This is a genomic window from Shewanella colwelliana ATCC 39565 (assembly GCF_000518705.1).
GTDB classification, from domain to species: domain Bacteria; phylum Pseudomonadota; class Gammaproteobacteria; order Enterobacterales; family Shewanellaceae; genus Shewanella; species Shewanella colwelliana.
Window position 1 is genome coordinate 91,576 of record NZ_KI912479.1, and the last position, 19,910, is coordinate 111,485.

Here is a 19,910-nt window from a genome sequence, read left to right on the forward strand (position 1 = left end):
TAAAAAGGACTGGTTACCAGTCCTTTTTATTAGCTGTGGTGCTTAAGCGGATTATCGTGAACCCATGTTAACAACACTTACACGGGATCGACGACGATATGTTCCAGTTCGACAACCGCAACGGCATGCAGTGCATCCATAGTGGCACCGACTAATGAAATTTTACCTTTACCAGACTCAATAAGCACAGCGCGATTGATTTCACTGAAATCGCGATTATGACGTGACATTGTCGACAGTGCCATTTGCATCGGTAGCATCGACGGGTTAAATGCTGCATTTTCGGCGTAACGCCCGCAGAAGGTTTGGCCATCTTTGGTTTCTAGTACGACAGCGGCATAACTACCGGTATACGGCGCATAACTCAAACTCGCTTGGTCGAGTGCTTCGATCACCATAGGGTCAGCACTTTCTAGTGCAAACTCCTGTTGCTGCTTAGACAGCAGTGGCGCAGTGATATCGAGATCACTTGGGCCAAACGCATACGGCAAGTAATGAGACAGTGGTTGTATCGCCTGATCGGGGAGATGGATCTTAATGCTCTGACCTGAGACCAACTCATTCATAAATTGACGGCAGTGTCCGCATGGTGAGAAGTTAACGATGACATCTTCGATAACTGTTTCACCACTTAACCAGGCATGACTAATAGCACTTTGCTCTGCATGAACACTGTGAAAGAGTGCTTCGCCATTGAGTTCCATATTGGCACCCATGTAGATATCACCGCTTTGACCTTTAGCGATAGCGCCGACATAAAACTCACTGATTGGTGGTTTTGCGAGTGCCGCGGCCACTGGCAACATGGCAAGCAAAAGCTGATCCGTGGTCATATTGGTGGCAGCACAGAGATCGGCAACTTGCTGGGCATCGATGTGGCCACAAAAATCTTGGTGTAATAGTGGTACCAAGTTATCTGCAAGTGCTTGAGGCAATTGAGCTATGCAGTTAACAAATCTATCTTGCATGAGCTTGATCCTTAATTGTTAAGCTATTGGAAAATCATTCTAGTAATTTAGTTACAATCTAAATGAGATCTCGCTCCCATTTTTTGGCGCTAAACCCCTAGAGATTGCGAAGATAATGACATAAAGCCGCTAATAACTTCTGCTTTTCTTCATCTGCAGCAGTATCGTTAAGCAGATTTTCAAGTTTGAGCATGTAATCGGGATCACTGAGTCTTGTTTGGCAAAACTCTCTCCAGCGATACTGTTCAGCGTCATCTAATGTTTGTGGATAGTTACGTGCTCGATAGCGAAACAGCATCTCTTTCAATCTAGGATCGTCAAAATGCAGGTCCAATGCAGCTAAGTTATGGGGTTGAGTATGACGGATAATTTCCATCTTATTTTTATCTGCACTGCTAAAGAAGCCGCCGCTATAGAGCTGCAAATCGGGATCGCTGATCTCATTACTGTGCTCAACATCAAACACTGCAACCAGTTTTTCTCGTAATTCTGGGTGTTGACGTAGGCGTTTGTATTGCTGACGGGCAAACGCTTTATCGATTGATAAACGCTCAGCATTTTCATCAGTTAAGGTTTTTGCCGGTGAGATAAAAGGACACTTGTTAATATGGATCTGCTTGAGGCCAATTGGCGGTTCATCGGGGGCCAGGTCCGAGCGAGGCGTATACATGCGGGTGCGAATTTGCTCTATGTCGAGTTCAATTAACGGCGAGATATCCATGGCCAAATTTACACAGATAATGGCGTTTTTATTAGTGCTGTGATGTGCCACTGGTGCAATAATCGTAGTGCAACCGTTGAGCGCACTAATTTTGGAGCTCACATGCACTAGCGGCTGCATGTTAAGCACATCTATCTGTTTGTTGACCTCATTTTTCTGGCGCAGGCTAAAGTAGTACTCGAAGAGTTTTGGCTGCACTGACTTAATCAATTTTGCCATTGCAATGGTTGCATAGACATCAGACATCGCGTCATGGGCTTTCTCATGGGCCAGCCCATTGGCTTGACTAAGGTGTTCCAATTTAAAGCTCGGGCTACCATCTTCCTTTGTCGGCCAATTAATGCCATCTGGGCGCAGTGCATAACAAGCTCTGACTAAGTCTATGATGTCCCAGCGTGAGTTTCCCTGTTGCCATTCGCGTGCGTAAGGGTCATAGAAGTTACGATAAAAACCGTAACGACTGACTTCATCATCAAAACGGATAGAGTTGTAACCCGCGACACAGGTGTGGGGCTGAGAAAACAGTTCATGGATTTTGCCCATAAACTCTGCTTCTGGAACCCCTTTAAGGTTAGCGAGTTGCGGTGTGATGCCAGTGATCAGTATCGCTTCTGGTGAGGGCAAATAGTCGTTTGCTACTTTACAATAAAAGGTCACTGGCTCAGAAATAATGTTGAGATCTAAATCGGTTCTGATCCCCGCAAATTGAGACGGTCTATCTTTGGCCGGATTGGCACCAAAGGTCTCATAATCGTGCCAGAAGATAGAGGCTGAATTGGATGCTGACATAGAGAGAAACTAAAGAGTTAAAGTTATCGGTATCATAGCACTCAGGCTCTAGTCTGTACCAACTCAAGCGTATAAATTAGCTATTTGGTTGAATTAGCGTCATTTTGAAGTTGGAGGTTATTGGCTTCAGCGGTACAATAGCCGCTCTATATAGGGAGCATCCATGTTTGAGCCGTTACTCACTCAACCCAAAGTTATTGAAGTGACCGAAAAGACACAATTTGTTGTTAAGTTATGCGACTCTGTCAGTGACTTTAGTCTATTGCAGGCGATGGGAGGGCATGTTGCAGAGTGCATTGTGATTGCTAGTGAGCCTAATCACATGGGCGTCTTAGTGCGTATTCATCCCTTTCTCACTCTCGATATCTTGCCGGCAGTCACGCACAGCGACAGCACTCTTGGACGATCTTCGTCAATTGAACGGTGTGTTGGACAGGGGTTTCGCTTGTTCAGTGCATTAGGTGCTTCTCCGGCCATGTGCGCAAACCTGCTAAGGCAAGGATTGTCGTTTGAGGTCTCTTATATAGAAAACGGAGATATCGCTTTTTGTCCATTATTTGAAAGTAAATGGCAACTTGTTGCACTCGAAAATGATCTGCGTTTATTTGGCGGCCCGATAGAAATTAGGCGTGCAAAAAGTATCTTGGCACGCCAGTTAGATTTAGACGTCAACAGTGAAAGCCTGCTATTAGAGTTAAGCGAGATTGAAACTGTCCGCAATGATTTAAGGCACTTTGTGAGTGATAGTAGTCATGCTCGACACCGTGCATTGGTTAATGAAATCTCTGAGCTCGATAACCAACTATTGCAAAAAAAGCAGCTAATTTCACGTTACTATCATCAAGCTATAGAACGTCCGAATTGGCAACGAGCCGCTAATCATGTTGAAAATAACGATGATCTGCTACGAAAGCTTGCCTACTATCAATTGCTCGCACCGCAGGAGCTTAACACTATGGTTGAGCAGATGTTTTTAGATGAAACTCAGATTGTTTGATTTAGCGCGCCCACTATAAATATATTACTTGGAAAGATTGATGAATTACCGTTGCCCCCTGTGTCAGCATCCCTTGTTGTTGAACGATAGAGTTTGGTGCTGTGACAATAACCATAGGTTTGACTGTGCTAAAGAGGGCTATGTCAATTTGTTGCCTGTACAAAAAAACGCTCTAAAGACCCTGGCGATAATAAAGAGATGATGTTTGCCCGCAGGGAGTTTCTCAATAAGGGGTATTACCAGTGCATGAGCGATCGTGTTAATGCACTAGCACAAGAATACGCACCAAGTGCGTCGCAGGGATTGGATGTTGGATGTGGGGAAGGTTATTACTCTCATCGTCTGCATGAGGTGATGAATCAACAGGGGCCTTTTAACTTAAATGGTGTTGATATCAGTAAGTCGGCATTGAAGTATGCCGCTAAACGCTATCCAGAGATCCGTTTTTGTGTTGCCAGTAGTTTTGAAATGCCTTTCGAAGCAGAAAGCTTTGATTTTATGCTGCGCATATACGCGCCTTCGTTAGATGATGAACTGCGCCGAGTCGCTAAACCAGGTGCGACACTGATAACCGTGTCGGCAGGGCCGCAACATCATTTTGCATTGAAAAAACTTATTTATGATCAGCCTAGGCCACATCCTGATATTGAAAGCCAAATCGCGGGGTTCGAGTTACGTCATAGCGAACGGGTGCAGCAGACCTTAACGCTAAATGATGCGGCGGACATCCAACATTTCTTAGCCATGACGCCTTACAATTGGAAGTTTACGGTGGATCAAAAGCAGCACCTTATGGAAAATGAATTGCGCTGTGAATTGGATTTTAAAATTGAAGTCTTTTACGCAATTTAATTTATTACCCCTTGTTTAAACTATCTATTTTTTGCAAATGAAAACCATTTAGTGTTTTTACACAAAAAAATATGCCAGTTTTTTTAATCAACTGACAGAAAATTAAGTAAAAAATAGGTTTTACTCGGAGTAATGGCTGTTGACATACTGTCAGAATGATTTATAGTAATCGCAGCTTGAAGGTTGGGCTTAACTTTATGTGTTCAATACGACCAGTTCGTCCTGTTAACATAAGTAATACCGGCATTTTCCAGCTCTACTGCCGTTTAAGGCTTTATTTTATTTAGTTACAGGATTTATATCATGTCTCAAGTTACTGGCGTTGTTAAGTGGTTCAACTCTGACAAAGGTTTTGGATTTATCGAGCAAGAGTCTGGCCCAGACGTTTTCGTACACTTCCGTGCGATCAACTCTGACGGTTTCAAAACTCTTGACGAAGGTCAGAAAGTGCAGTTCACTGTGACTCAAGGTCAAAAAGGTCCACAAGCTGAGAACGTTACTGTTCTTTAAGCTGACCTTTAGTAGCATTTAGCTACTAAAAAAGAATTCTAAGAGCTGCGATTTATCGTGGCTCTTTTTTTTGTATTAATTTTTTATTCAGTACCTTCACACTGACTGACTGACTGACTGACTGACTGACTGCCTGACTGCCTGCCTGACTGCCTGCCTGACTGCCTGACTGCGCTGCACTTTATACCTATCAATATAAAGCTCTGATCGCTCAGTGAGAGTTTAGCGCGTCGGAGGTGAGGCAAGGAGTGAGGTGCATAGCCTCTCAAGGTTTAAGCTCACTGCATCGAGTACGCTTAAACTCGCCTTTGAGGTGCATTTTTGGCTGTCAGTTGAATAGCCTTACAAGGAAGTATCGGTTCTATTATCTATTCGCCTTGTGCGAGCTGCCAAAAAACATGTTGAGTCGATCCCATTCTTATATTGGTTGGTATTATTCTCATGTGCGTTGGCAGGTAATAATCATTGCCCACTCATTGGCTCAAGAGTCTCACGACTCATATTCTCACGCCCTAATGGATTATTGGTTATTTACTATCGAACAAGGCGGTGGGTATCATTGTCGCTCGCTCATAGCTGTGACAGCGTCTTTGGCGCAGAAAAAAGCCAGTAGTGGTTGCTACTGGCTTGAGTAGAGGCGATCTTTGAGCCTTATACTAATAAGCGTTAGGAGAATAATTTGTCTTCTAGGGTACGGCCACGTTGCAGCGTGTGGTATTGCCACTGGTGTGTGGCGAACAGTTCGAATAACTTTAATTCAAATTGATAACCAGCGTGCTTTGTATATTGGATCACAAACTCATTGTGTTGGCTATTCTTGACAGATAGTACCTCGGGGAGAGCATTAATTAGGCTGTTGAATTGTTCATTGTCGCAATCATGCATAGATACCGTGAGATAGTCATCGGCTTGTGCATCTTTTATTGATACAGATTGATTTAATTCGCCTTGGTCAAGATAAAGCACCTTGTCACACAGTTTTTCAAGCTCATCTAGATTATGAGAACTAATCACAAAGGTGGTGTGGACCGACTGAGCGGTCACCAGTTCTCTAATCGCTTTGGCATTGGCAGGATCTAACCCTGCAGTGGGCTCATCAAGTAGAACCAGCTTAGGCTGCCCGATTAAAGCTTGGGCAATCGAGACTCGTTTACTCATGCCATGGCTCAACGAGAGCGGCTTTTGTGCGGCCACATCGGCTAAGCCCACCAAAGCGAGTACTCTCAGTGATTCTGCTTTGGCCTGTTTGTTGTTAAAGCCTTGCAGCTGCGCGAACAACACAAGTTGTGCTAGTACAGTCAGATTGGGATCAAGGCGTGCATCTTGTGGCAAGGCGGCAATTTGTCCCAGTAATGCCGTACTGTTCGGTCGCTCCCCAAATATTTTCACTTGGCCATCAGTTGGACTGATATAGCCACAAAGCAGCGAGAATAGTGTGGTTTTACCGGCACCATTTGGACCAACCAGCGCAATGGGCGCACCAGCTTCAATGGTAAAGCTGACGTTATTTAGTGCACGTTTACTGCCGTAGGATTTACCGACACTTTCACAGGTAATTAGGCTCATAATGCGATCCTCGCCATGTAGGTTCTTCCAACTAGCAGTAGTACAGCAGCTTGGATCAAAGGGATGGGGGCAAAGGCTAAGCTGCCCAGGCCGCTCGTATTAATCATCATAGATAGCTGTGCACCAGGAAGTACCCACTGCATTACACTATCAAGGCCTGGTAGGTAGTAGTTTAAAATGGCACTAACGATAGAGAATCCAGCCCAGAGTAATACGGCATAGATTGTGGCTCTCATTGCCGAGTTGGCATACAAGGACAAAATTGCCATGGTGGCGGTAAAGGGGAGCAGCACTATCATAATATTGATGAAAATAAATAAACTAGATGAGATTGCCGGCAGTAGTAATGAGGCATCACGGAACGCCACCAGTATCAATGTTGCGCCTAAAGTAAAGAGTAACAGTATTGCCTGAATAAGCATGTAACCGACAAAACGTCCGAAAAATAGCGTATCTCGACTAGCACGTAGCGTTAGAAAACGAAAAGTTCCTCTGGCTCTATCTGATGCAAATTGATCGGCACTCACTGAGATACTGAACAAGGGGAACAGATATAAGGCGGCTATCCAGACGATTGCCATTTCGGCAACGGGCCAAGAAAACAGTTCGCTCACTGAGGACTCACCAAAGAGCGCGGCCAGAAATTGTTTAAAATCAGGTGAAAAAAGATAAATGGATGCTTGTTTGACCGGGTACCATAAGATCAGAAACCACACTAATGCAAAGGCCGCCAAGGCAATAAGCCCACGGGTATTAAACAAAATTTTCTTCAGCTCAAATTTAGCGACGAGCAGTGTCGCACCCAATGAGCTAATTGGCTTAACAGTGTCCAAAGGTATTTCCTTTTCCTATTATTAATTTTGTTACACTATCACTAAATTGTGTTCTAGACAGTGTCAGTGTGTACTCAAATGTTACAACTGATTATCAATGAGTTGCGCAACTAAGTGTTTGAGTTCTGCAACCTCTTGCTCGAGCTGTTCAACTCTCCTTGGGAGTGTGTCACTGTGATGGTGTTCTGAAGGCGTTGAGGCATCTGCATTAACACTAACCTGAGCAATGTGGTGTTCAGTGTCGCTGAGCAGTTCTGCAAAACGACACTCGCGTTTACCTGGTTCTCGTGCCAGTTGCGTAACCATGGGGCTGTCGAGCGTTGCCAGCGCATGAAGTGTCTGCTCTACTTCGGCCACATCATTAAAATGATGCAATCTATTACTGCGGGTACGAAGCTCTCCTGCAGTTTGTGGACCCCGAAGGAGTAATAAGCAGATCACAGCAACTTGACCGCCATTAAGTTGTAACTGACTAAATTCGGTATTACAAAAACGGTGCTTATATTTGATCACTCTAGAGCCAAACCCCGTCTGCTCAGAGATAAGGCGTTTTTTGGTCAATGAATCAATAGCAATTTGTACTTCTGTTTCACTCAGGTTCATGACAGGCTCTCGGCTAGATTTTTGATTACAGGCTAGCGTCAGGCCGTTGAGGGATAGGGGATATTGCTCTGGGGTGGTTTTTTCTTTTTCTAATAGACAACCGATAATGCGCGCTTCGTGAGAGTTAAAGTTCATACTTACTGAATCCACATAAAAAAAGCATAGCTTGTTATAACAGAGCTATGCTTTTATTCAAAGGTTATCCTAGGAGCAACTTTGTTATTGCTTAACTTCTAGTCAACAAGACGAATGCCATCGCTATCGATACTAATCTTTTGCATCTTGTATAATCCGCCGATGCTTTTCTTGAAGGCTTTTTTACTCATTGCCAGCTCGGCGTAAATTTTCTCTGCATCGGTTTTATCTGTGAGTGGCAGAAAACCTCCTGCTTGCTTGAGCTTAAAGATAATCGTATTGGCGTGCTTGTCGAGTTCCTCTTTCACACCACGCTGTAAAACCAAATCGATTTTATCATCGGTGCGAACTCGTTTGATGAAGCCTTTAAGCCGCTGACCGAAGCGTAATTCACGAAAGACTTCATTTTTATAGATAACACCCCAATGGGCGTGATCGATAATGGCTTTATAGCCAAGATCAGTGGTGCCACCAATGATCAAGTTAACTTCTTGGTCATTACGGTAAGGCGGTGGGGTTAAATCGAGAAACTTTTCGACTTTTGATGAAGCAACGATACGATCATCAGCTTTATTGATAAAGACATAGACGAGGTATGAGCGGCCAACTTCAATCTCTTTATGTTGTTCGCCAAAGGGTAAAAACAGATCCTTGTCGAGCCCCCAATCTAAAAATGCACCATAAGGACCGGTAGCGATAGCTTTTAGATAGGCAAATTGCCCTACCTGAACTAAGGGTTTTTTAGTTGTGGCTATGACCTTATCTTCTGAGTCTAGGTAAAGAAATACATCGACACTGTCACCCACTGCGCACTGCTTTGGCATGACTTTTTTAGGCAGTAATACTTGGCCTAATTCATGTGCATTTAAATACACACCAAAATCAACATTTTTGACAACTTCTAGGGTACAGGATTTTCCTATCTCAACCATGGGACTCTCTATCACAATAGCGTACAAATTCGACTGCGGATTATAGTGGAAAATTGTGTATTATGCTGTAACTCTATTTGATTAAGGCAGTTAATTTCACACTATTATCGGCTTAGGTGGTGTAATTGCGCATTTTGTTGATGAATTCGAACGATAAATGCGGGATAAATCTTGCAATAAATTAATGTGATAATGATACTTGCAATTAGTTAATTTCAGGGGTTTAATTGCGCGCCTTTTTTTACTTTAGAAAAAAGTGAAATCAAAGCGTGAAACGGCAGACCTTCGCAGCGTTAAGCGGGTGAGTTTTTGCCCATCGAATCGATGTTGATATTGCAGCTTGCTTCAAAGTGAGAGTGCGGTATCGAGAGACATTAATGTGTTGGTAGGTGCGCACCTACTGAATATCAATGTACACACACAGGTTGAGAAAATATGAGTAATTGGTCTATTAAAGATGCTTATGCAGGTTATAACGTAAACTACTGGAGCTCAGGGCTCTATGGCATAAGCGAGACCGGTGAGGTGACGGTATCGCCCGATCCGAATCATCCTGAGCATGCAATCGGCTTAAATGCACTGGCTAACGATATGGTTAAGTCTGGTGTCGCATTGCCCGTATTGGTGCGCTTTCCGCAGATCCTCCATCATAGAGTGAATAGCTTGTGTCATGCATTTAACCAAGCGATTCAAAAGTATGACTATCAGTCTGATTACCTGCTGGTTTACCCCATTAAAGTGAACCAACAACAAACCGTGGTTGAAGAGATCTTGGCGAGCCAAGTATCAAAAGAGGTACCACAGTTAGGGTTAGAAGCGGGCAGTAAGCCCGAGTTGATGGCTGTATTAGCCATGGCTCAAAAGGCCAGTTCAGTGATTATCTGTAACGGTTATAAGGACGTCGAGTATATCCGTCTTGCACTGATTGGTGAAAAATTAGGCCATAGTGTTTACATCGTATTAGAGAAGTTATCCGAGCTAAAAATCATCTTAGCGGAAGCGAAGAAACTGGGCGTTACTCCAAGACTGGGTCTTCGTGTGCGCTTAGCGTTTCAAGGTAAAGGTAAGTGGCAGGCCAGTGGCGGTGAAAAATCAAAATTTGGTCTTTCTGCGGCGCAAGTGTTGACCGTTATCGATTCACTAAAGCAAAACGATATGCTTGATTGCTTGCAGTTATTGCACTTCCACCTCGGCTCGCAGATTGCCAATATTCGCGATATCAGAAGTGGTGTGAGTGAAGCGGGTCGCTTCTATTGCGAACTTCAAAAACTGGGTGCAAATGTTAAGTGCTTCGATGTTGGTGGGGGGTTAGCGGTCGATTATGACGGAACTCGAAGCCAAAGCAGTAACTCAATGAACTACGGTTTAACTGAGTATGCTAATAACATCGTTAGTGTGCTAACAGATATGTGTAATGAGTACGAGCAGCCCATGCCGCGGTTGATTTCTGAATCGGGTCGTTATTTAACTGCCCATCACGCGGTATTGATCACTGACGTTATCGGCACCGAAGCCTATAAACCAGAAGAGGTCGTGGCCCCCGATGACGAAGCACCTCAGCAGCTGAAAAACATGTGGCAATCGTGGACAGAGGTCAGTGCGCGCGCCGATCAACGTGCCTTGATTGAAATCTACCATGATGTGCAAAGTGATTTAACTGAAGTCCATTCACTGTTCGCTTTAGGACAAATGAGCCTAAATGACAGAGCTTGGGCTGAACAGATGAACCTGCGTGTGTGTTATGAGCTTAAAGGTGTGATGAGCGGTAAGTATCGTTTTCACCGTCCGGTAATTGATGAGCTCAATGAGAAGTTAGCCGATAAGTTCTTTGTGAACTTCTCACTGTTCCAATCGCTGCCAGATGCATGGGGTATCGATCAAGTGTTCCCTGTTATGCCATTAAGCGGGCTTGATAAGGAGCCTGAGCGCCGCGCAGTGATGCTAGATATAACCTGTGACTCAGATGGTATTGTGGATCAATATGTCGATGGTCAAGGGATTGAAACGACCTTACCAGTGCCTGCATGGAGTGCAGAAAGCCCTTATTTGATTGGTTTCTTCCTAGTGGGAGCCTACCAAGAGATTTTAGGTGATATGCATAACCTGTTTGGTGACACCAATTCAGCCGTAGTGCGTTTGGATGACGACGGGCTTGTGAATATTGAGTCGGTACTGGCTGGTGACACTGTCGCGGATGTGTTGCGTTACGTGAACCTTGATGCCGTGTCGTTTATGCGTACCTATGAAGAACTAGTTAATCTGCATATTCAAGAAGATGAACGCGCAAACATCCTTGAAGAGCTGCAAGTCGGCCTGAAAGGTTACACTTATTTAGAAGACTTCTCGTAGCCGAAAAGTGATAGTGTGAGTGACCACAAAGCCAGTTTTAAGTTTACTTAAAGCTGGCTTCTACAGTTTTAAGTGACTGGACATCAATTTATATGTTTTTTGAGGGCTCAGAAAAGAGAATCGAAATCGTTGTGAATGGCGACAGCCAATCGCTGCGATCCTTTGGCGATTCATTTTGGCAGCAAGCCGTTGCTAAAGCTGGCGCAGATGTGCTCTCTAAAATTAGTAACTCAGGCTGTGATGCGTACCTCTTAAGTGAGTCGAGTTTGTTTGTTTGGGACAAACGGCTAGTCATGCTCACGTGCGGCAATACCAACTTAGTCGATGCTGCGTTGTTTATGATTGATCAACTCAATAGCGTGAATATAGCGTGGTTAAGTTATCAGCGTAAGAGTGAATTTCTGTCGCATCTGCAATCGAGCCATTTTGAAGACGATATACAGCGACTCAATGAGGTGATGATTGGACGGGCGTATCGCATCGGTCATCTCGATGGACATCATCACTATTTTTATTGCAGCCAAAAAGGTGAATCGGCAAGTGTGAGCCGGAGTATGCAGATGTATCATATTGATGGCCAAGTGGCTGACTATTTACGCGGTGATACACTGGATGCCATGTCGATTAGACAGCGCCTAAAGTTAGCCCCCCTGTTTTGTGATTTTGAGTTTGACGACCATCTGTTTAATCCTTTTGGATATTCGATAAACGGGATCAGACATAATGACTATTTTACGATTCACATAACACCGCAAGAGAGAAGCTCTTATGTGAGTATTGAAACTAACTTGAATTCTGCACTCGAAGCGTCCAGTATATTTTGCGAGCTGTTAAATATTCTGAACCCAAGAGTGTGGGATGTGATTGGATTTAATGGGCAGCTGGTTGTTGATGCATTCCCGCCACATATTGATTTGGCTGATTGCAATGTGTCACTCAACCAGGCCGATACACTTTATATCAACCATTACAAACAGGCCAAGCGCGAGCGCTTAGTGGCCGAAGCTTTGTGATAATAATTTAGATTATATGGAGCACCTATGACCACTTTTGCAGACAAGCCTGATTATTCGCTTTATTCCAATGCATTTGGTTATTTAAGACAGCCGCTGGATTTTAAACCACTAGAAAGTGATGCCGACGTAGTGGTGCTAGGCTTGCCATTTGATATGGCTACCACTGGGCGCTCAGGCGGCCGTATGGGGCCTGGTGCGATACGTCAAGCATCGGTGAATCTGGCCTGGGAAGAAACACGTTGGCCATGGGATTTCAAACTCAGTGACCATCTAAAGATGGTTGATGCGGGTGACTTAGTGTACGACTGTGGTGACTCAGCAGATTTTACTCAACGAGTTGAAGACTTTGCCACTGCAATCGTTGAGTCAGGCAAAGCGATGTTAAGCTTTGGTGGTGATCATTTTGTGACTTTACCACTGCTGCGCGCCCATTATAAAAAGCACGGTAAGATGGCATTGCTGCACTTTGATGCTCATACCGATACCTATAGCCAGGGCAGTAAGTATGACCATGGCACCATGTTCTTCCATGCCCCGAACGAGGGGATTATCGATGCTGCACATTCAATTCAAATTGGCATCCGTACTGAATATGATAAGAGCAGTCATCTCTTTAAGGTGATTGATGCAGCGACGGCGAATGATCTCACGGCAGACGAGATCGTGGCGCAAATTAAGCAAAGAGTCGGTGATATGCCACTTTACGTCACGTTCGATATCGATTGTTTAGACCCAGCGTTTGCCCCAGGTACGGGGACGCCTGTTTGTGGTGGTTTAACAAGCGATAAGGCGATGAAGATTATCCGTGGCTTGAGGGGCATGAACGTCGTCGGTATGGATGTGGTTGAAGTGGCGCCTGCTTATGATTCGGCAGAAATTACGGCGTTGGCTGGTGCTACCTTAGGCCTTGAAATGCTTCATGTTTGGGCGTCAGCTAACAAGAAGTAGTCGACCACAAATTAAAAGCCGTTATCGTGCTGTGTATTAGCGGTTTGACTGCAGTGGAGGCGATGATCAAACGTCAGCTTTCACTAGGCTTTTAAGACGGTAAAACTGCTAACAAGCATAGCGTTTATGTTTAGGTCACTCACATCATTGACTGCGAGCTAAACTTGAAAGATAAGCCGCAGTCATTAGTTAGGGAAATAAGATGTCCAATTTAAGTGATATTAGGCGTGAATATACCTTAGGGGGATTGCATCGGGAGGATCTGCCTGAGGAGCCGATGGCACTGTTTGCTAAATGGTTGGAAGAGGTGCGTGATGCCGATGTGTTGCCAGATCCTACTGCGATGTCAGTGGCAACGGTTGATGAAACCGGGCAGCCTTTTCAGCGTATCGTGTTACTAAAACGTTTTGACAATAATGGCTTTGTCTTCTTTACCAACTTAGAAAGTCGTAAGGCGGAGCAAATAGCCCACAACAGTAAAGTGAGCCTACTGTTTCCTTGGCATGCTTTAGAGCGCCAAGTGGCCATCACTGGTGTTGCCGAGCCGTTATCGACGGCTGAGGTGCTTAAGTATTTTATTACGCGTCCTAAAGAGAGCCAGATAGCGGCTTGGGTATCAAAACAGTCGAGTAAAATTTCAGCCCGCCAAGCCCTTGAGAGTAAATTTGCCGAGATGAAAGCGAAATTTAGTCAGGGTGAAGTGCCTTTACCTAAGTTTTGGGGCGGCTACTTAGTCCGTCCATCAAGCATTGAATTTTGGCAAGGTGGTGAACACCGCTTACATGACCGGTTTCTATATAGTGAAGAGGCTGGTGGTTGGGACATTTCTCGTTTAGCGCCATAATGCCTTATCACTCTGCTTAAAACTAAAAAACCACCCTGTTAAGGGTGGTTTTTTTATGTCATACGACTCTTACCATTTCTTTTTAGGCTGGAACAACACGTCAATATCATCTTCATCATTTTTTTGCTGCGGCGCATTAGGGGCCGACAGTTTCTGAGCCCCCATGATTTCATCTAATAACGCTTTTGCTTCTTCGACTTTTCTGCTGATAAACGGATCATTCGGGGTAAGGGCCTTTATGGTATGCAGGGTGGAGAGCGCTTTAGTGACCATCTGTTTGGATGAACCATATTGCTTCATAAAGCTGGCCGTTCGTGCTCTTGACAGCATAGAGTCGACATTGATACGCAGTTGTAAGCTATCAACGCGAGCTTCCTCTTGGGCAAAAATTGTGGGATCGATTTTCCCCTTGTTATGTTCGGCTCTTAAGATTGCTTTTAATTTTTTCAGCACTTGCACTAAGGTCAAAATCTGTTTGTCTGTATCAGGAAGGCGAAACCCTTCGACGGTGGGAGCTTGTTTTGGAGCTTGTTGTAAAGTCTCTATCTGGGCATTTAAATCAGCTAAACGGCGTTGATAATCAGCCGTTTGATTACCGCCCAAGTTGACAGATAGTGTTAAGGCTTCTTGCACTCGCTTATACAAAATGAGAACGATATTGGTCGAGCAAGGAAACATGCCAGTGCTTGATAAAACGGTTTCAGTTTCATCAATAATAGCGCGTTGTCTCGCCATTTCTGTCCGTCTTTCTGCCTCAGCGCGCTCTTTCTGCTGTTGAATAACATTGATACCGATGACGAGTAACAGCAGTGCGCCGATTAAGATAAGAACCAAAGTAAATATCATAGGTCTACCATTCTTTATGCAATTCCGTTAATGCTACTATAAATCAATACGCTAGCATAGTTATCTTAGACTAGCTTTTGGGTTATGTCGTGTGATACTTCGCAACTCTGTGCTATATTCCTGTTTGATTTAATTTTCTGTGTGTACTATAACCAATAATTATACTTAATCTCCAAACTAGGACTGTAAACAGTAGCATGGATTACAGGCCCCTTCGAAGGATAGACGATGAAGCTGCAGCAACTTAGATATATCGCAGAAGTGGTTAATCATAACCTGAATGTTTCAGCGACGGCTGAAAATTTATACACTTCTCAGCCTGGGATCAGTAAGCAAGTACGAATGCTTGAAGATGAGCTGGGGATTCAAATATTCGGACGTAGCGGCAAACATCTTACTCATGTGACGCCAGCGGGTCTTCAAGTTATCAGTATTGCCAACGATATACTGGGCAAAGTTGAGAGTATTAAGAAGGTTGCAGAAGAGTACACTAAGCCAGATCAGGGTGAACTTAATATTGCCACAACCGATACCCAAGCGCGTTATGCATTACCGCATATTATTCGTGGCTTTATTGACCGATATCCTAAAGTTAATTTACACATGCACCAGGGCACGCCTTCGCAGATCAGTGAGTTAGCGGCAAGAGGGGATGCAGATTTTGCCATCGCCACTGAGGGGATGCATCTCTACTCAGATTTGATCATGTTGCCATGTTACCACTGGAATCGCTCAATTGTCGTCACGAAAGACCACCCGTTAGCATCGAGAACCCAGATAAGTATTGAGGACTTGGGTCGGTTCCCACTGGTGACTTATGTCTTTGGCTTCGATAGAGAGTCTGAAATTGAGAAATCGTTTAATCGTGCAGGCATAGAACCAAGGGTTGTATTTACCGCCACCAGTGCCGATGTGTTAAAAACTTATGTACGTTTAGGGTTAGGTGTAGGCGTTATCGCATCGATGGCGATAGATCCTGTTATAGACAAAGATTTAGTGGCGATCGATGCCAGTCACCTGTTTGCGCACAGTACTACCAAAATCGGTTTCCGTAAGGGGAACTTCCTTCGTACCTATATGTATGAATTTATCGAGCATTTCGCACCGCATCTAACTAAAGAAGTCGTGGAAAAAGCGGTTGGTCTGCGAGACCCTCAATTGATAGAAAACTTGTTTACTGATGTGGAATTGCCGATTCGATAGTGCAGCTTGAAACAAAAAACTCGCCAAATGGCGAGTTTTTTATTACTTAATTTAACATTCGACAATGTTAACCGCTAAGCCGCCTTTGGCGGTTTCTTTATATTTGCTACGCATATCTTTACCGGTTTCCATCATGGTCTTAATCACTTTATCGAGTGAGACCTTATGATTGCCGTCGCCGCGTAGTGCAAGCCTAGATGCATTGATGGCTTTGACTGCTCCCATCGCATTACGCTCAATACAAGGAACTTGTACCAAACCGCCAACAGGGTCACACGTTAGTCCAAGGTTATGTTCCATACCTATCTCTGCAGCATTTTCAACATGCTCGACCGTGCCGCCCATGATTTCGGTTAATGCCGCTGCAGCCATTGAACAAGCCACGCCAACTTCTCCTTGGCAACCCACTTCGGCACCTGAGATAGAGGCATTTTTCTTGTATAGAATACCTATAGCAGCGGCTGTGAGCAGGTACTGACAACATAGTTCAATATCGACCTCTTGAACAAAGGTATCGTAGTAGCATAAAACTGCAGGGATAATACCCGCAGCGCCATTGGTTGGCGCGGTGACTACCCGATCACCCGCTGCATTCTGTTCATTAACCGCCAGTGCAAAGAGATCGACCCAATCCATGGCCGTTAGTGGGTCAATACAGTTTTTACCTTCAGCCTTAAGGCGACGATAAAGTCCTGGGGCTCTACGGCGAAGTTTTAGGCCGCCTGGCAATATGCCTTCCTTCTGATAACCGCGTTCAACGCAGGTTTTCATGGTCTGCCATATATGCCACAGGCGTGCTTTTACTTCTTGCTCATCGGCAATAGAAAGCTCATTGGCCATCATCAGTGCAGAAATACTTAACCCGTTTTCCGTGCACATGGTAAGCAGTTCGGCGGCACTATTAAAGTCATAAGGTGCTGACTTTATCGGTGCAGCAGGGGAGGCGTTTTTGGCTAAAATTTCGTCTTCATCGAGAATGAAGCCACCCCCGACAGAGTAGTATGTGCGCTGATAAATACATTCGCCTTTAGCAAAAGCATACAGGGTCATGGCATTGGCATGAGCGGGTAAGCTTTTGCGCCTGTGGTAGGTGACCCCATTATCCCGTGAAAAAATAACCTGTTTGTTATCAGCCATATTTAGGGTCTGGGTAGCGTGAACATCAGCGAGAACCGCGTCAATTTTATCGGTATCAACGGTCTCAGGCTCTTCGCCCATCAAGCCAAGGATCACCGCTTTACCGGTTCCGTGGCCTTTACCCGTTTGTCCGAGTGAGCCGAAAAGCTCAGATCTTAATTCATCAGTGGCAGTCAGATGACCATGCTTTTCCAAATCTTTGACAAAGATATTGCCCGCTTTCATCGGTCCTACAGTATGGGAGCTAGATGGCCCGATACCGATTTTAAACATGTCAAATACACTAATCATTTTATAACCCTGCTTGTTTTCATTGTTATCGTTATGCAATCTCTGTGATTTTAGGTCAAATAGTTACATCACGCCGTGTTCAAGAGTTATCATCGCTGTAATATGATAATCTTAGCGGCCAATTAAGATTGATTGAACGCGAGTATCTCATACTTTATGCTTGGCTTTCGCATTAGTTTTTTTCAACATCTATTTTCGGATTAGCCAATCTAGTGCATAACGGAGTATGCTGAGTCGGATTCGTGTTTTATTTGTTTTTTTATTATTTTATTTCAATTATTTATACTCGTTGATTGGTTTCTGTCCTTTCATGGTTTTATTCATTATTAACGAGATTTTATAGTTTTTTTAGGGGGTAGGGTGAGCTATTTAATGATGGATTTGTTATCCACAGAGATAACAGAGCATGAAGCGGAACAGTTAAAACATCCCATGGTCGGTGGACTGATTTTGTTCTCGCGTAACTACCAGAGCCGTGATCAACTTATTGCTTTAATTAAATCAGTTAGAGCGGTAAACCCCGATTTACTGATAGCCGTTGACCATGAAGGTGGTCGCGTTCAACGGTTTGTTGATGGCTTTACTAAAATTCCTGCGATGGGCGAACTACTGCCCAGTGCTAAAGGTGATATGGCATTAGCCAAATATTGGGCAAAAGAGCTTGGGTTTGTGATGGCCGTGGAGCTACTTAGCTGTGATATTGATTTGAGTTTTGCACCTGTATTGGATCTTAATGGTATTAGCCAAGTGATTGGTACGCGTGCATTCAGTGCTAGGCCAAATGAGGTAATTGAGCTGGCTAACAGTTTTATTACAGGGATGAATGAAGCTGGCATGGCGGCCGTGGGTAAGCATTTTCCTGGCCATGGCAGCGTCGCTGCGGATTCCCATATCGCCCAACCAGTTGACTCTCGAAGCGAAGCACAGATCCGTGAACTGGATATGGTGCCATTTGAGCATCTGATCTCTCACCAGCGCCTTCAAGGCGTTATGCCTGCACATGTGATTTTTGATCAAGTCGACCCAAACCCTGCCGGATTCTCTGCCTTTTGGCTACAATCAGTCTTAAGACAAGAGCTAGGGTTTGACGGAGTGATTTTTTCTGATGACTTAGGCATGAAAGGGGCGGGGGTCGTCGGCGGCTACCAAGCGCGTGCTCAGGCAGCAATTGAAGCCGGTTGCGATATGATTCTACTGTGTAATGATGCAGATGGCCTCAATGAGCTGTTGAGTGAGTTCAAGTGGCCTTTAAGCCTGCCATCTACGCCAGCTAAGCAATTGCGCGCCAATACACAACAAGTTGCCAGCGCACTGCAAGATGAGCAACGATGGTTAACCGCTAAATCGATAGCGCAGCAGTTAGTTATGGACTAACTTTGATGTAGCGCAAAATACCCATGTTGTGAGTTAGCTACAGTTAATGTACAGAAATTATTGATAGGTGCCAGGATGATCCTCTATTTTCATGGTTTTGATGCGACTAGCCCAGGTAATCACGAGAAAATGCGCCAGTTGCAGTTTGTGGACAATGACGTGCGTTTGGTTAGCTACAGTACCTTGCATCCAAAGCACGATATGCAGTATCTATTAAATGAGGTGAGTCGCCAGCTAAAGCAAAGTGACGACCCTAATCCGCTTGCGATTGGTGTGGGTTTAGGCGCTTACTGGGCGGAACGGATTGGTTTTTTGAACCAAATAAAAACCGTCCTTGTTAACCCCAATCTGCATCCGCAAGACAATATGGTGGGCAAGATTGATAGGCCAGAAGAGTATGCGGATATTGGTAGTAAGTGCGTGAGCCAATTTCGTGATAAAAACCGCGGTAAAGGCTTATGCATATTATCTCGTCATGATGAAGTGCTCGATAGTCATGCCTCGGCCGAACTGGTAAGTCCCTATTATGAGGTGGTTTGGGATGAAGAGCAGCGCCATAAGTTCGCATCATTAGCCGCACACCTTAGCCAGATTAAGGCGTTTAAGGCAAAGTAATACACAGGCTAAGAATGCAATAAGCAGGCACTTTAATGGTCGATAGAAGAGTTAGCGACGAGCAGCCTTGGCGCTAACTTTTATTATTGCTATTACTGACGTTGACTAATCTGAGCTATCAGCCACAAGCTGAGGCCGTATATCTCTGTTTTAATTCGCTACTGAGTCTTCGTCACTCTCTTTTCCCTTTTTGTCTACTCCTTTCAATAACTCCCATTTATCACCGTTTCGGTTTCGTTTGTTCAGTTATTTCAATAGATATTGTTTGATTTTTCACCTACTCAATCTGGAAAGATATCTTTAAGGCGGTTTAGGGAGATTTTTCTGTTGCGGAAGTAGCACAGCTTCACTGTTTGTGATACAAAATGATACATATCGTTT

Annotated in this window: 17 protein-coding genes and 1 pseudogene; 10 read left to right on the forward strand and 8 right to left on the reverse strand. The window is 44.4% G+C overall.

Annotated elements, in window-relative coordinates:
- Positions 1–77 precede the first annotated feature (77 nt).
- Positions 78–968 carry a cytidine deaminase gene (gene cdd, locus L876_RS0116735; protein WP_028764845.1) on the reverse strand — a complete coding sequence of 297 codons (891 nt, stop codon included), beginning with the start codon at positions 966–968 and terminating at the stop codon, positions 78–80.
- A gap of 97 nt (positions 969–1,065) precedes the next feature.
- Entirely contained in the window at positions 1,066–2,478 is a 1,413-nt protein-coding gene (gene sbcB / locus L876_RS0116740) for an exodeoxyribonuclease I (protein WP_028764846.1), read from the reverse strand.
- A 163-nt stretch (positions 2,479–2,641) separates the two neighbouring features.
- Here sbcB and L876_RS0116745 point away from each other — a divergent pair, with 163 nt between their 5' ends.
- The 3 genes and pseudogenes from L876_RS0116745 (at position 2,642) to L876_RS0116755 (ending at position 4,837) form a co-directional block, all read left to right on the forward strand.
- Positions 2,642–3,475: a hypothetical protein gene (locus tag L876_RS0116745; protein ID WP_028764847.1), complete on the forward strand. Its 834-nt coding sequence runs from the start codon at positions 2,642–2,644 to the stop codon at positions 3,473–3,475.
- A gap of 40 nt (positions 3,476–3,515) precedes the next feature.
- A pseudogene (gene rlmA / locus L876_RS21995) lies at positions 3,516–4,327 on the forward strand (23S rRNA (guanine(745)-N(1))-methyltransferase).
- Between the two features lie 303 nt (positions 4,328–4,630).
- The gene (locus L876_RS0116755; RefSeq protein ID WP_028764848.1) at positions 4,631–4,837 is read left to right on the forward strand and encodes a cold-shock protein; all 207 of its coding nucleotides are present in this window, start codon (positions 4,631–4,633) and stop codon (positions 4,835–4,837) included.
- A 666-nt stretch (positions 4,838–5,503) separates the two neighbouring features.
- On the opposite strand, the gene L876_RS0116760 is transcribed toward L876_RS0116755, so the two are convergent.
- The 4 genes from L876_RS0116760 to L876_RS0116775 all read right to left on the reverse strand — a co-directional run bounded on the left by L876_RS0116760 (position 5,504) and on the right by L876_RS0116775 (position 8,906).
- On the reverse strand, positions 5,504–6,403 hold the full coding sequence (locus tag L876_RS0116760) for an ABC transporter ATP-binding protein (RefSeq protein WP_028764849.1): 900 nt from the start codon (positions 6,401–6,403) through the stop codon (positions 5,504–5,506).
- Positions 6,400–7,236: an ABC transporter permease subunit gene (locus L876_RS0116765; RefSeq protein ID WP_051413167.1), complete on the reverse strand. Its 837-nt coding sequence runs from the start codon at positions 7,234–7,236 to the stop codon at positions 6,400–6,402. Before L876_RS0116765 ends, L876_RS0116760 begins: the two co-directional genes overlap by 4 nt.
- A gap of 81 nt (positions 7,237–7,317) precedes the next feature.
- Entirely contained in the window at positions 7,318–7,974 is a 657-nt protein-coding gene (locus tag L876_RS0116770; RefSeq protein WP_028764851.1) for a YceH family protein, read from the reverse strand.
- A 98-nt stretch (positions 7,975–8,072) separates the two neighbouring features.
- Positions 8,073–8,906 carry a CvfB family protein gene (locus L876_RS0116775; RefSeq protein WP_028764852.1) on the reverse strand — a complete coding sequence of 278 codons (834 nt, stop codon included), beginning with the start codon at positions 8,904–8,906 and terminating at the stop codon, positions 8,073–8,075.
- 435 nt (positions 8,907–9,341) lie between these two features.
- Here L876_RS0116775 and speA point away from each other — a divergent pair, with 435 nt between their 5' ends.
- The 4 genes from speA to pdxH all read left to right on the forward strand — a co-directional run bounded on the left by speA (position 9,342) and on the right by pdxH (position 14,063).
- Positions 9,342–11,255: a biosynthetic arginine decarboxylase gene (gene speA, locus L876_RS0116780; RefSeq protein ID WP_028764853.1), complete on the forward strand. Its 1,914-nt coding sequence runs from the start codon at positions 9,342–9,344 to the stop codon at positions 11,253–11,255.
- Between the two features lie 92 nt (positions 11,256–11,347).
- The gene (locus tag L876_RS0116785; RefSeq protein ID WP_028764854.1) at positions 11,348–12,268 is read left to right on the forward strand and encodes an adenosylmethionine decarboxylase; all 921 of its coding nucleotides are present in this window, start codon (positions 11,348–11,350) and stop codon (positions 12,266–12,268) included.
- Between the two features lie 27 nt (positions 12,269–12,295).
- Positions 12,296–13,219 (forward strand): agmatinase, encoded by a 924-nt coding sequence (speB, locus tag L876_RS0116790; RefSeq protein WP_028764855.1) that lies wholly within the window; start codon positions 12,296–12,298, stop codon positions 13,217–13,219.
- 202 nt (positions 13,220–13,421) lie between these two features.
- Entirely contained in the window at positions 13,422–14,063 is a 642-nt protein-coding gene (pdxH, locus tag L876_RS0116795; RefSeq protein ID WP_028764856.1) for a pyridoxamine 5'-phosphate oxidase, read from the forward strand.
- Positions 14,064–14,132: 69 nt separating this feature from the next.
- On the opposite strand, the gene L876_RS0116800 is transcribed toward pdxH, so the two are convergent.
- Positions 14,133–14,909, reverse strand: coding sequence for a hypothetical protein (locus tag L876_RS0116800; protein WP_028764857.1), 777 nt, complete (start codon positions 14,907–14,909; stop codon positions 14,133–14,135).
- Between the two features lie 228 nt (positions 14,910–15,137).
- Between L876_RS0116800 and cysB the strand changes: the two genes are divergently transcribed.
- A complete protein-coding gene (cysB, locus tag L876_RS0116805; protein WP_028764858.1) occupies positions 15,138–16,112 on the forward strand; it encodes an HTH-type transcriptional regulator CysB in 975 nt (324 codons plus the stop codon).
- Between the two features lie 51 nt (positions 16,113–16,163).
- Here cysB and L876_RS0116810 read toward each other — a convergent pair whose 3' ends face one another.
- Positions 16,164–17,540 carry an L-serine ammonia-lyase gene (locus L876_RS0116810; protein WP_028764859.1) on the reverse strand — a complete coding sequence of 459 codons (1,377 nt, stop codon included), beginning with the start codon at positions 17,538–17,540 and terminating at the stop codon, positions 16,164–16,166.
- A 360-nt stretch (positions 17,541–17,900) separates the two neighbouring features.
- On the opposite strand from L876_RS0116810, the gene nagZ reads away from it, so the two are divergent.
- Both nagZ and ycfP read left to right on the forward strand, forming a co-directional pair.
- Positions 17,901–18,914, forward strand: coding sequence for a beta-N-acetylhexosaminidase (gene nagZ, locus L876_RS0116815; protein WP_028764860.1), 1,014 nt, complete (start codon positions 17,901–17,903; stop codon positions 18,912–18,914).
- Positions 18,915–18,989: 75 nt separating this feature from the next.
- Positions 18,990–19,529, forward strand: a complete 540-nt coding sequence (ycfP, locus tag L876_RS0116820) for an alpha/beta hydrolase YcfP (protein WP_028764861.1) — start codon at positions 18,990–18,992, stop codon at positions 19,527–19,529.
- Positions 19,530–19,910: the final 381 nt, after the last annotated feature.